Origin of the sequence: Micromonospora sp. NPDC005298, assembly GCF_040607375.1 — a bacterium.
In the GTDB taxonomy this organism is placed as follows: Bacteria; Actinomycetota; Actinomycetes; order Mycobacteriales; family Micromonosporaceae; genus Micromonospora.
On sequence record NZ_JBEXGP010000003.1, the window covers coordinates 269,185 to 283,023 of the forward strand.

3 protein-coding genes are annotated in these 13,839 nt (G+C 69.0%); 1 reads left to right on the forward strand and 2 read right to left on the reverse strand.

Annotation, left to right across the window (positions count from 1 at the left end; all coding sequences use genetic code 11):
- Positions 1-11 precede the first annotated feature (11 nt).
- Positions 12-1,247, forward strand: a complete 1,236-nt coding sequence (locus tag ABZS77_RS10245) for an APC family permease (RefSeq protein WP_354820240.1) — start codon at positions 12-14, stop codon at positions 1,245-1,247.
- Between the two features lie 76 nt (positions 1,248-1,323).
- Here ABZS77_RS10245 and ABZS77_RS10250 read toward each other — a convergent pair whose 3' ends face one another.
- Both ABZS77_RS10250 and ABZS77_RS10255 read right to left on the reverse strand, forming a co-directional pair.
- Entirely contained in the window at positions 1,324-2,196 is an 873-nt protein-coding gene (locus ABZS77_RS10250; protein WP_354820243.1) for a hypothetical protein, read from the reverse strand.
- Positions 2,197-2,210: 14 nt separating this feature from the next.
- A complete protein-coding gene (locus tag ABZS77_RS10255; protein ID WP_354820246.1) occupies positions 2,211-13,811 on the reverse strand; it encodes a LamG-like jellyroll fold domain-containing protein in 11,601 nt (3,866 codons plus the stop codon).
- Between the last annotated feature and the right edge of the window lie 28 nt (positions 13,812-13,839).

A 13,839-nucleotide genomic window follows, 5' to 3' on the forward strand; every position in this document is an offset into this window, starting at 1 on the left:
GGTTTCGGTCCGTGGATCGACTGGCGCGGCGGCTCGGCGTACCCGATGCGGTTGTCATCGGGTTGGGCTCGATGCTCGGTGCGGGCGTCTTCGTGGTCTTCGGGCCGGCCGCGGCGGCGGCCGGCGGCGCCGGCCTGCTGCCGGCGTTGGTGCTGGCCGGGTTCATCGCCTTCTGCAACGCGACAAGCTCGGCGCGGCTGGCGGCCCGCTATCCGGAGTCCGGCGGGACCTACGTCTACGGCCGAGAACGCCTCGGGCCGTTCGCCGGCTTCGTGGCCGGTTGGGGGTTCGTGGTCGGCAAGACGGCGAGCTGCGCGGCCATGGCGTTGACCATCGGGGCGTACCTGTGGCCGGGGCAGGCCCGACTCGTCGCCGTCGTCGCGGTGCTCGCGGTGACAGCCGTGAACCTGCGCGGCATCGGCAAGACGGCCACCGCCACGAAGGTTCTGGTCGCGTTGGTGCTCGCGGTGTTGGCCCTGGTCGCGGTCGTCGGCGTGGCGGGCGGGCCGGTGCACCTGGATCGACTGACCGACCCCGGCGGCTCGGCGCGGGGCGTGCTCACCGCCGCCGGGCTGCTGTTCTTCGCGTTCGCCGGGTACGCGCGGATCGCCACACTCGGCGAGGAGGTGCGCGACCCGCAGCGCACCATCCCCCGCGCCGTGCCGCTGGCGCTCGGCGCGGTCCTCGCGATCTATCTGGTGCTGGCAGTGGTCACGCTCGGCGTGCTCGGCGCCGACCGGCTGGCCGGGTCCGCCGCGCCCCTTGTCGACGTGGTGACCGCCGCCGGGCTGCCCGGCCTGGCCTGGGTGGTCCGCGCCGGAGCCACAATCGCCGTCATCGGCGTGCTGCTCTCCCTGGTCGCCGGGGTCGGCCGGACCACCCTCGCCATGGCCCGCCGCCGCGACCTGCCGGGTGCGCTGGCCGCCGTGCACCAGGTCCACCAGGTGCCGCACCGCGCCGAACTGGCCGTGGCCGCCGTGGTGATCGTGGTGGTGCTGCTCGGCGACGTCCGCGGCGCGATCGGCTTCTCCAGCTGCACGGTGCTCGTCTACTACGCGATCACCAACGCGGCCGCGCTCACCCTGGGCCGCGACCCGGACCGGAGGTTGCCGGTCCGGGTCCTCGCCGTTCTCGGGCTGACCGGGTGCCTGCTGCTCGCGGTCAACCTGCCGCTGGGCAGCGTCCTCGCCGGCTTCGGCGTGCTCGCGCTCGGCGCCGCCTTCCATACCCTGCGGGCTCGCCGCTGACCCTGGCAGACGGCCGGAGTCAGCGGCTCAACCGTGGGGCGGGGCGCTGACGGATGCATGCCGCCCTCAGCCCGGGTCACGCAGGTTCCACTGACATGATGAAGGACAGATCTCTGAACGTAGGAGGATCCGAGAGCGCATGGTTGCAGTCATAGGAACGCTCGTAGTCAGAATGCACCTCGCGAGTCATGCCCGCGTTCTCCGACCAGCGATCGATGCGAGACCAGTTATGCCCGGCTGATACATAGACATTGCAGACCCCAAGCACGCCGCTCGGGGAATCAAATTCCACTACGAATTCACGAGATTCCGGACTCGGCCATACGATCACCTCGGAGGCAGCCGTCTCGCCGACCGCCCGTAGCGATCCACCGGGCGCGTTGACCGCTACACCACCCTCTCTCACGCCGTTGTAGGAAGTAATGCGAATCGTCACGCGTCCAGTAACCGGAAGGCCGGTCCACAGGTCACCAGCCATGACCGTGTGCGGCCCCCACGAAATTGTGGGTGGAACGGCCTGGCGCATGCCAAGCCTTCGTCGACGATTGGTGGAGTCGATCAGCGCGGTAGCGATCGATAGACCAGTGGTGCGATAGTCGACTTCGGACGTGACACCTACTGACCCGAAGCTGCCTTCGAGGTTCCTGAACGTCGCAGTCCAGCCACCGTCGCTCCGCGCGTACGACATCAGGGCCTGATGGGCAGCAAGGATGTCCACGCCCATGACTTCCTCGACCGGCCCAGCGTCCCGGTCTTTGAAGCGGACGAGAAATGACCCATCCTCGCTTACCACTGCTTCGGCGAAAGAGCCGTCATCCCCGACAGGCCGGATCGCGACGCCGGTTCCATCCGAAGCAGAGAGGCTGTCCAAGGTGTGATAGAGAGTGTCCGGGTCGCCATCAAAAAGATCGTCGTCCCACTCCGTGCGAACCCGGTACTCACCAGTCATTGGCCAGCCCTCGCCTAGTCGTCATCGCCCGGATATTTGTTGGTGAACGGAATGCGGTTGCCCTTGAGCTTGCGGTACGGGTCGATACTCGCATGGTCGTCAGGCCAGCGGGGCACCGTCACATCACCGCCCTCCCGGAATGGAATTGGCTCATGAGACAGTTCCATGGTCTCCTGCTCACCGGTCCACGGATTATTTCGCTGCGGGCCAGCATAGCCCCTCGCCTTGATCTGCGCCTTCTCCGCCGGGGTGAGCGGGGCATTGGGATCGTTGTAGTGCTTCTTCCATTCGGCGCGCCGCTCCGTCGTCCCCCACTCCGGCTCGTCCGCATCCGGGTCGCGCACACGGTTTGATCCCCGCTGACCGTTGGCCATCCGAGGCTGCTCGTTGTCGGCACAGCGACACGACTCGTGGTGACCGTCGACCGATCCTCCACAGTTGTGTACGAGCAGCGGCTCATCGTCAGCGAGCACGTAGTACGTGTGGATGTCTGCGACGGTGAGGTCGCGCATTTCCTCGGCGCCGAGCTTGTTGAGCACCGCGACGACGGTGACCGCACCCTTGCCCTTGACCAGCAGCTTGGTGCCCGGCTTCAGGTCCTTGGCGTCGTCCCACTTGCCCTTCGAGGCGTTCCAGAACGGGTGGTGCCAGGTTGTCTCGACCTTCGTCACCTTGCCGTCCTGGTCGCGGACGGTGAGGTCGGTCAAGTCCTTGTCGGTGTTCCGGTGCAGTTGGGTGACCTGCTTCGGCTCCGACTTGCCGGCCACCGGGTCGGTGGTCATGACCTTGTCGCCGACGTTGACGTCCTCGATCGGCCGGCTCGTGCCGTCCGCCATCAGGACCCGGGTCTTCGGGTCGAAGCTGTGCCGGCGACCGGTCTTACAGCCACCACCACCGCCACCGACCGCGAGGCCGAGCGGGTTGAACCCACCCCCACCGCCGGAGCGTGCGCCTCCGCCGCCCTTGCGGCTCAGTGCCCCAAGCCCCGGCACCATGTTCTCCGCGGCCGACCGCGGGTTGTAGGTGCCGGACGTGGCCAGCTGGCTTACCGCGTCCTCGACGCCGTTCTCGGCGGCCTCGGTGGCCAGGCGGCCCACCAGGCCGGTGCCGACCTTCTTCGCCACCGCGGCACCGACGCGCGCGGCGATGGCACCGCCGGCACCGCCGATCAGCCCGGTGACCGCGCCCGTGCCCAGGGAGCCCAGTGCGTCACCGATGCTGTGGATGTCGCCCTGCGCGGCGTCCTTCGCCAGGTTGATCAGTGCCCCGGCACCGACCATGCAGGCGATGGCGCCCGCGCCTGCGGTCACCGCCGTGCAGGCGATGCCGGCGAGGATCGCGCCGCCGATCGCGGCGACCTCCAGCAGGACGTCCTTGTGTTCCTTGACCCACTTGGTCGTGGCGCTCGCGGCGTCGCGTACGGCGGTGGTGGCCTTCTTGACGACCCGCTGTGCCTTGGCGGCGACCTTCTTACCGGCCTGCTTGAGTTTCGCCGCCGCCTGCTTGGCGCGTTTCTTGACCGCCGCCACCTTCTTGGCGACGCGCTTCTTGACCTGGTTGTACTTCTTCTTGACCTTCTGTTTGACCTGGTTGTACTTCTTCTTGACCTTCTGTTTGACCTGGTTGTACTTCCTCTTGACCTGGTGGTACTTCTTCTTCACCGCCGTCTTGGCCCGCGAGGCGGCCTTCTTCACGGTCGACTTCGCGGCGCTGTAGGTCGACGAGGCGTACGAGTAGGCCGACGACGCGTACGACGAGGCGTACGAGTAGGCGGACGACGCGTACGAGCGGAAGCTGGAGCTGACCGAGCTGACCGCGCGGTTGAAGGACTTCTTCAGGCTGCCCAGGCCGAAGTGCCCGCTCGGGTCGGTGACGGTCATCGGGTTCGCGTCGCCGTACTGGTAGCGGTTGGCGTTGATCGAGTCCGGCAGCGGGCTGTTGCTCGCCGTGTCCCGGGTGTCGAACTGCCCGGTGTCCGTGTTGTACCAGCGGGCGTGCATGTTGACCCGGCTGGTCAACGCGTCGGTCCACTCGGACTGGTAGCCGAGCTGACCGAGCAGGCCGCTCGTGGTGAGCGCCTTGCCCAGCGGGTCGTAGGTCACCGAGCCGGTCAGCGCCGCCCCGGTCGGGGTGAACTGCCCGACCACGTCGGTGTGCAGGTCCGTCCAGACCATCCGCTGGTTGCCGCCGCCGGTGGTGCCGACCACCTCGCCGGACGGCCCCCGCACGTAGGTCGCGCTGGAGTCCGCCGCCAAGTCGTTGCCCAGACCGGTGTACGAGTGGCCGGGCCGGATCGCCCGACCCAGTCCGTCGTACGTGTAGGTCTGCGTGCCGCCGGCCGACTGCTGCGACACCACCTGCCCGAAGGCGTCGGTGCGGGTGATGTTGCCGCCGGCGTCGGCAAGGGTGCCCCGGGCCGTGTACGTGTAGTTCGCGCCGTCGGCGGTGAGCAGGCGGTTCCGCTGGTCGTAGCTGAACAGCTTGGAGCCGTTCTGCACCCGGTTACCGGCCTTGTCGTACGCGTACACCGTGGTGGCGGCGCCGTTGTTCCACGACGTCAGCCGGTCGGCCAGGTCGTAGGTGTAGGTGTTCGACGCCGAACCGGCGAATCCGGTGGTCGACTTCGAGGTGATGTTGCTGTTCGCATCCCAGCCGTACGTGATCTTCGCGAGGGACGCCCCGGCGGACGACTTCAACTCGTCGCCGGTGAGCCGCCGCAGCGGGTCGAACGTGAAGTTGCGGGTGTTGCCGTTCGACCCGTACGTGATCTTCGAGACCTGGGACAGCGTGTTGTAGGTGTAGGCCATCTGCACGCCGGCCGACGGGTTCGCCAGCGACGACAGGCGACCCGCGCCGTCGTACCCGTAGGAAGTCGTGCCTGCCGCGTCCTGCCGGGAGGCGAGCCGGCCGTCCGGGTCGTAGCCGAACGTCGAGTTGCCCGACGGGCCGGTCACCGACCGGGGCAGACCCCGGTCGTCGTACGCGATGGTGTTCGTGCCGCCCGAGCCGGACAGTGAGGTCATCCGGCCGGCCACGTCGTAGCCGAAGGTCCGGTCCTCGGTGGCGACCTCGGCGCCCGCGCCCGCCTGGCGCACGATCTGACCCAGGTCGTCGTACTCGTTGGTGACGGTCACCCCACCGGGCATGGACTGCTTCGACGGCCGGCCGGACCTGTCGTACTCCACGGTGAAGGTGCGGTCCGCCGCGTTCGGGTGGGCCGCGGTCGCCGGCTCGATCATCGCCTCCGGCAGACCCCACGAGTTGTACCTGGTGAGGAAGGCGTTGCCGCGACCGTCGGTGAACCGGGTGCGGTTGCCCTCCAGGTCGTAGCCGAACGTGGTGACGATGGAGTCCGACGCCGAGATCGGCTGGGTCTCCTTGGTGACCACGCCCGTCGCGTCGTACTCGTAGGTGACGGTCGTCTTACGGGCGTCGGTGCTGGCGACCATGTTGCCGGCCCGGTCGTAGCGGGCCGACTGCTCGGACAGCAGCGTCCCGGTCGGGCTGTACTCGGCGGTGCGGGTGGGCCGGTCCGCCATGTCGTAGGTGACCGAGGCGTACGAACCGTCCGGGCGGATGGTCTTCGTGGTCCGGCCCTCGGAGTCGTACTCGAAGCGGCTCACGTTGTTGGCGCCGTCGGTGGACGTCAGCGGGTCACCGACCGCGTTGTACGTCATCGAGTTGTTCACGCCCGCCGCCGAGGTGACCTGCGACGGCCACCCCTGCGCGTTGTACGTGTAGTTGGTGGTGTGGTTCTTGCCCTCCTGCCGCACCACCTCGGTCGAGGTGACCGTGCGACCCAGGTAGTCGTAGGTCGCCGTGCTCACCGCGCCGGTCGGGTCGGTCGACGAGAGCACGTTGCCCGCGTCGTCGTAGGTGTAGGTGGTGGCGCCGTCGTTCGGCGCGATCTCCTTCGACGTCCGACCGAGCTGGTCGTACTCGTAGCGGGTGATCTTGCCGAGCGGGTCGGTGACCGTCTTCAGCTGACCGGCCGTGTCGAAGCTGTAGCGCGTCTCCGGCACGATCGGCGTCGACGACCCCGGCGGCGTGTACGCGGGCGCCTTCTCCGACACGACGCGGCCGACCGCGTCGTACTCCACCACCGACCAGTTGCCGTTCGCGTCCCGGGTGTCGGTGGGCTCGTCGAAGGTGTTGAACCCGACCCAGCTCACCGCGTTGGCCTGGGCGGGGATCTGACCGGGCTGCTCGACCGTGGCCGCCGGGGCGGTGGTCTTCACCGCCCGACCCTCCTCGTCGTACCCGTAGAAGGTCGTGTTGCCGTTCGGGTCGGTGACCGAGGTGGGCAGGTCGTCGGAGTCGAGGACCTGCGAGGTACGGATGACGTACCCGTCGGCCGCCGGCGCGGTCCCCGCCCTGACCTGCGAAACCTCCGCGTCGGTGAGCGCCTTCTGGTAGACCTGCACGTCGTCGATGCCGCCCGGCCACGAGTCGGAGGCGTGCCCATCCCAGCGGCCGCCGCCGATGACCAGCTCACCGTCCGCGCGGATCGACTGGTCGACCGGGGTCGAGCCCTGCAGGACGCCGTTGACGTACAGCCGCACCGACTTCGCCGTGGCGTCGTAGACGCCGGTGAGGTGGGTCCAGGTGTTCAGCGAGGCGGTGGCGGAGGACAGCGCGGTGACCGAGGTCGTCGAGGACTTGGAGACGAGCATCCGCCACTTGTTCGTCCCCGACTCGTAGCCGAGCAGGAAGGCGCTGCGAGCGTCTCCGTCCTGCGACACGGCGGCCTGGTGCCAGCCTCCGTTGTTCAGGTTGACCCAGGCGGAGACGGAGTACGAGCGGGTGGTGTCCAGCACCGGGTGACCGGTGCCGATCCGGGTGGCGTCCGCGTCGTCGAAGACGGCCGAACCGCCCCGGTCGGTGGACCAGGCGACGTTACCGACGGCGGTGGCGGGGCTGTTGCCTGTGGAGTCGGCGGCCTTCGTGCCGGTGGTCTCGTCGAGCTTCCAGCGACCGACCGGGGTCAGTGCCGCCGACGGGTACTCGGTCTCGGCGACGGCCCGGCCGGCGCTGTCGTAGAGCGCGTCGGAGACGCTGGTGACGGTCCCGTCCGGCCCGGAGGACACCGTGGAGATGACATTGTCGTCGGCGTCGTAGGTCAGCGCGGTCCGGCGCTTCAACCCGTTCGGGTCGACGACCGAGGCCGTCGTCCGGCCGGCCGCGTCGTACTCGGTGGCGGTGGTGGTGTGGCCGTTGTTGCTGATCTCGCTGACCACGTTTCCGGCGGCGTCGTAGACGTTCTCCTCCACCACGAACGTCCGGGTGCCGTCGGTCCGGCTGATCTTCGCTTCCAGACCGTTGTCGGTGTACGTCCAGCTGGTCGTCCAGCCCATCGCGTCGGTCTCGCTCGCGAGCCGGCCCGCCGGGTCGTACGCCCGGGTGGTCGTCACCAGGTCGCGGGGCGCCGAGGGGTTGTTCGGGTCGCCGGTGAAGTTCTTCACCGTCGAGGTGAGCAGGTTGCCCTCGACGTCGTAGGTGCTGGTGGTCACCCCACCGTCGGCCTCGGTCTCCTTGACCACGCGGCCGTACCTGTCGTACTCGAAGCTGGTGGTCTGGTTGACGCCGTTGGTGGTCGACGACTCCTGCCCGTACGAGTTGTAGGCGTGCCGCTCGGTGCGGGACGCGTCGCCGCCGGTCAGGTCGCTGACCGTCACCTCGGTGATGTTGCCGTCGTCGTCGTAGACGGTGGAGGTGCGGGCGGTGTGGACCGCGCCGGTGACCCGGTTCGTGACACCCGGCTCGGTCTCGGTGGCCTCACGACTCAACCGGTCGTACGTGCGGCTGGTGGTGAGCCCGGCCGGGAAACTGTCGGTCACCTCGGTCTCGGTGAGCAGCCGGCCCAGTCCGTCGTACGTGTAACGGGTGATCTTGCCGCTCGGCTCGACCATCTCGGCGACGTCGCCACTGGCGTAGTAGGTGATCGTCTGGGTCTGCCCGCCGGCCGTGGTGACGGCCGCCGGCAGGCCCGCCGGGGCGAACCCGCCGTCCTTCGCCGCCATGGTCGTGCCGTCGGTGAAGGTGGTACGGGTGACGCGGCCCAGCGGGTCGGTGATGGTGGTCTGGTTGCCCTTGCCGTCGTAGCCGTAACTGGTCAGGTACCGGTTGTCGGTGGCCGACGACGACCGGCCGTCGCGCATGGTGAGGATGACGTCGTTACGCGGGTCCGGCGTACCGCCGATCTTGACGGAGCTGCCGGTCGCCCACCCACCGGTGCCGTTGCCCGACACCAGGTACATCTCGTTGTCGGTCGACTTGAGGTAGACGATGTCGGGCTTCTTGTCGCCGTCGAAGTCACCCGCGGACAGCAGGGCCTTGGCGCTGCCCCAACCGGTGCCGACCTTGGTGGCGGTGGTGCTCAACCAGCCGCCCGACCCGTTGCCCTTGAGCAGGTAGAGGTTGTTGTCCGCACCGCTGCGGTAGATCACGTCGGCCTTGCCGTCGCCGTCGAAGTCACCAGGCGACACGAGCAGGTTGGCGGCGCTGACGTTCGGGCCGATCAGGGTGGCGGTGGTGCTCAGCCAGCCGCCCGAGCCGTTGCCCTTGAGCAGGTAGAGGTTCTTGTCCACCGAGCTGCGGAAGATGACGTCCGGCTTGCCGTCACCGGAGAAGTCCTTCGAGAAGGTCATCAGGTCCGCGGCGCCGACGCTCGGGCCGATCTTCGTCGAGGTGCTGCTCAACCAGCCGCCCCTGCCGTTGCCGGCCAGGACGTAGAGGTTGCTGTCGGAGGCGCTGCGCCAGATCAGGTCCGGATTGCCGTCGCCGGTGAAGTCCTTGGCGGCGACCGCCAGGTTGGCCGAGGCCATGCTGGTGCCGATCTGCACCGGCAGGCTGGTGAGCCAGCCGCCCGTGCCGTTGCCCTGCACCATCTGGATCGTGTTGTCGGCCTCGCGGTAGACCACGTCAGGTGCGCCGTCGCCGTTGAAGTCCTCGAACATCATCGGCAGCGAGGCGGTCCCCCAGTTCAGGGGGTCGGCCGAGTTGGCGTAGTAGGTGTAGTACACCGACGAGCACTTGTTGGCCGACTGGTCCTGACAGGTGATGACCTGCTTCGTGTTGCCCCGGGCGTCCTGGAGTTCCTGTGTCCACACGCCCCTCGGGTCGTACGTCAGGTTGCCGTAGCCGCCCACGTCGTACCCGAACTTGGTGGTGTTGCCCAGGCCGTCGGTCTGGGCGACCATCCGGCTGCCGTTCACCAGGTCGTAGCTGTAGCTGATCTTCTCGCCGGTCGGCCCGGTCACGGTGACCGTGGAGACCGGCATCGCGATCGCGCTGGCGGCACCGTTGACCATGGTGACGGCGACCGGTGCGGTCTGCTTCGACGCCTGGAAGTGCGCGCTGACCTGGTCGGCGGAGAGCTGCGAACGGTAGAAGGCGACCTCGGCGATCGACCCGTTGAAGTAGCCCAGGTCGCGGGTGCCGTGCATCGCCCAGGCACCGGCCCACTTGCCCGCGCCGACGTAGACGTTGTCCCTGGCGGCGGCGACTAGCGCGGCGTCGATCTTGCCGACCGCGACGCCGTCCAGGTAGAGCGACTGCGTGTTGCTGGCGGCGGAGAGCACGACATGGTGCCACTTGTTGTCGTTGACCAGGGCCGTGCTGGTGATCATCCGGTTGGCGTCGGCGGTCCAGAAACCACCCCGCAGCTTGCCGTCCGTCCCGACGTACAGCGCCGGGGTCCAGTTGCCGACCACCGTCGGGTCCGACAACGGGCTGGCCTGGTATCCGTAGAGGACACCGCCCGCGGTGTTGCCCGCCGGCATCTTGAACCACATCTCGACCGAGTTCGGCCCGGTGACCGGGGCGTCGTCGGACGGAAGTTGCAGGTAGGAGGTCGTTCCGTTGAACGATGCGGCCTTGCTGTCGCTGAACGGGCCGGCGACCCCGAGTGTGGCGGAGCTGTAGGTGGCGACACCGCCCTGCACCTCGTTCGCGGCGTCCGTCGCCTCGACGTCACCGAGTCGCCAGTAGTCGGCCGGCTTGGCGCCCAGCACGGAGGCGGCGTAGACATCGCTGCTGCCCGAGACGGTGGGGGTGCCCATCGTCCAGACACCGCCGTTCTCGTCGGTGACGGTCGACACCCGACCGGTGTTCTTGTCGTAGCCGACCTGGGCGGTGATCCCGCCCGAGGGGCGGACGACAGTGCTGAGCACCGGGTGGGCCGTCCGACCAGCGCCGTGCAGCGCCGACACCGTGGTGCCGGTCAGCGCCTGGTTGAAGAACGACACCTCGCCGATCGAGCCGGTGAAGTAGGTGGCCCTCGCCGGGGTGACACCGCTGTTGACGTGGCTGGGCCAGCCGCCACCCACGAAACCCGCGCCGACAAGCACGTTCGCCGAACCGCCGGGAATCTGGGCGACGGTGCCGGCGAGGGTGCCCCGGTCGACCCCGTCGAGGTAGAGCTTCTGGGTGTCGCCGGCACCGGCGAGCACCACGTGGTGCCAGGCGCCGTCGGTGACCGTCACGTTCGTGTTGATCGGGGACGGGTTGCCGTTCCAGAACGAGCCGCGCAGCTTGCCGTCGTTGCCGATGTAGATCGACGGCGTGTAGTTGGCAGCCGTGGTGCCCTTCGTGATCGGGTCGGCCTGGTAGCTGAACAGCACACCGTTCGGGGTGGTCGTCTTGAACCACATGCTGACCGACTGGTACTGGCCGTCGCTGACCAGGTTGCCCGGCAGCTGCACGAACGAGCTGGTGCCGTTGAACCCGGCCGTCGTCGCCGTGGACCCGGGCAGCGCCGCCGGCTGACCCAGCGCGACGTTGTTGAAGCTCGCGTTGTCCACGCCCGCGTTGCCGAGCACCGAACTCGCCGCCGTCGTGGCGCCGGAGGCCTCGGTCAGCCGCCAGTACGAGTACGGCCCCGCGTTCAGTGTCGCGTTGGCGTACTGCGAGGTGCTGTCGTGCTGGTAGGTGGTGCACGCCGTGGAACTCGTCGGCGGGCAGACCCTGGCGAGCTGGTCGCTGGTGCCGTAGCTGTACTGCCAGGTCGTCGCGGTGCTCGGGTCACCGGGGACCGCCGGGTCGGTGGACACCGTCGCCGGGTGGGCGTACGCCGAGCCGGTCGGGGTGGACCAGGTGACGTACAGGGACCGGCCGGAGGCGGAGGTGACCTTCGTGGCGTTCGAGCTGCCGTCGTACGTGAACGTCATCGCCCGACCGTTGGCGTCGGTGATGCTCGTGATCTTGAAGACGTCGCTGCCGGCGGGTTGCGCGAAGACGTAGAGGGAGGCGTCCTTGTCGGTGAGCGTGTAACCGGTCACCGCACCGCTGACGTCCTTGTTCTCCTTCAGGACGGAGAACCGGCCGGACGCCGGGGTGAACGTGCCGTCGGCGTTGCGCCCCAGCGCCACGTCCTGGCCGGTCGGATAGGTGATGAGAACCGACTGGACCTGACCCGCGATGTCGCGGACCTGGGTGGCCCGGGTGTCGAGCATGCTCGCCCAGCCGGCCCCGAAGGCGTTGCCGCGCCGGGTGTCCAGGCTGTTGTAGCTCCGGGTGATCGACAGGGACGGGCCGACAGTGGCGACGCTCGCGTCGGTCGCCGAGGTGGTGTAGTTGCCGATGCCGGGGTCGTACCCCTTGCCGGAGTTCTGCGTCAGGCTCCCGGTCAGCAGCGGCTGCGGCACCGACGTGCTGAACGCGTACGCCGGGTAGACCGCGCTGGAGCCGGCCTTGTCGTTGACCTGGACGGTGTAGAGGTAGCGCTTGTTCCAGGTGAGCTTGCCCGCCGGGACGGTCCAGCTCGCCGTGCCCACCCAACCCGAGTTGGCCACCACCGCGCCGGTACCGGCGTCGGCGACCACGTAGTTGTAGGTGAAACCCTTCGCCGGCCAGTTGTCCGGGTCGACGGCCCGCGAGTGCAGCTCGGGCGTGAGGGTCTGCACCACCGCGTTGTTCGTCGGGTAGCGGACGTTGACCTGCGGGGCGACGTTGTTGGTGTACGTCAGCTCCAGGTACGGCTTGTAGCTGCCGTCGGAGTAGTTGGCGGCGGTGAACCGCTTCCACGCCGTCGAGTCCGTCTCCGAGGCGGTCAGCGCCAGACCCTCGTTCAGGCCACCGGTCGACCAGTCGTTGAACGTGTCGACGGCCAGCGGAACGGTCACCCACTTGCCGGTGCTCCGGTTGGGCGGGTCGTTGGTGCAGGCCGGGTAGTTGTCGGCAATGGTCAGCGAGCCGATCGACGACGAGATGGCCGGGCCGGGGTACGCGCCGGTGGTCAGGCCGGCGACCGTCCACGCCTGCGTCACCCGGTTCACGTTGAACGCCTTGTGCGAGGTGCAGTCGTACGACCAGGTGTGGAAGAGGCGCAGCTTCGCGGCGCTGAACCGCTTGCCGGCGAGCCCGTCGCTTGCGAACTCGTCGAAGTGGATGAACGAGCGCGCCTTGATCCCGCCGCTGTTGTACGTGCCGACGGGCAGGTTGTCGCCGTTGTGGTTCGTCGTCTCGCTGTCGTTGTCGACGTACACGTCGCCGGTGGTGCCGGTGGTGGCGGTCGGGTCAACCCGCACCGGGTACTGGCGGGCCGGGTCGCGCAGCCAGGTCGGGTCGGCCACGACCCGCAGCGCGGGAGCGCCGTCGACGGTGATGATCTCGAATGTGACGGCGTCGGACTCGGCCGGGGCGCCGGAGCGCCGGTCGACCTTCGAGTCCTGCATCGAGCCGTGCGGGAACCAGGCCACGGCCTTGCCGTCCGCGTTGAGCAGCTCCACCGAACCCGCGGCGGTGAGCCGGGGGGTCAGGCCGGTGAGCCGGAGCGGGAACACCCAGGTCGACGCCGCCTCCGGCGAGCGCAGCACCAGGGTCTCCTTGACGCCGGCGTCGAAGGTGGTCAGCTCCAGGTCGGTGTGCGGGAGCACGTCCCGGTAGCGGGCGGTCGGCCCGGTCACCTCGGGGGCGGTGATGGTGCCACCGTCGAGCCGGTAACCGACGCTCTCACCGCCGGGCAGGGTGAGCTGCGCGAGGTCACCGTCCGCAGTGGGCGCGCCGGCCCCGGCCGCGTTCGTGGCGCGGGCGTTCGAGGGACCGCCGGCGACCGACACGCCGAGCCGGTTCGCGGTGACGTGCAGCCGACCGTCGGAGCGGCGGGCGAGGTTGGAGTTGATCTTCTGCCAGCTGCCGTCGGACGCGCGGTAGTTGACCGGGCGGTTGTAGGTGCGCTTGGTGAAGGAGCCGTCCGCGTTCGCGAAGATGTCCGAGCGCGCGCTCGACTTGCGGGCGTCCCGCGTACTGGTGCGGGCGTCGAAGCCGGTCTCGGCCACCCCGGTCACCTCGGGGGTGGTGGGGATCTGGTGCGGCTGGTACGCCTCGAGGGTGCCCGGCGCGGGTTCCGGTGCCCGCCCGGCGCCCCGACCGGCGTCGGTCGCCGACGCCGGCACGTGCGGGTCGACCGTGACCGGCTTCCCCTTCTGCTGCACGGGGAGCCCCACGAACGCCGCCGTCGCCGACCAGGCGGGACGCTGCGCGAACCAGGTGAGCCAGGTCAGCGGGAACTCCCCGCCGGGCCGGACCACGTCGGCCGGCACGGCGACGGTCAGACCGAAGACGACAGCCACCATGAACGCGGCACGGCGTGTGCCACTGGTAACGGATCGGCGCATGGCCGGTCCCCTCCCCCGTGAAGTGAAA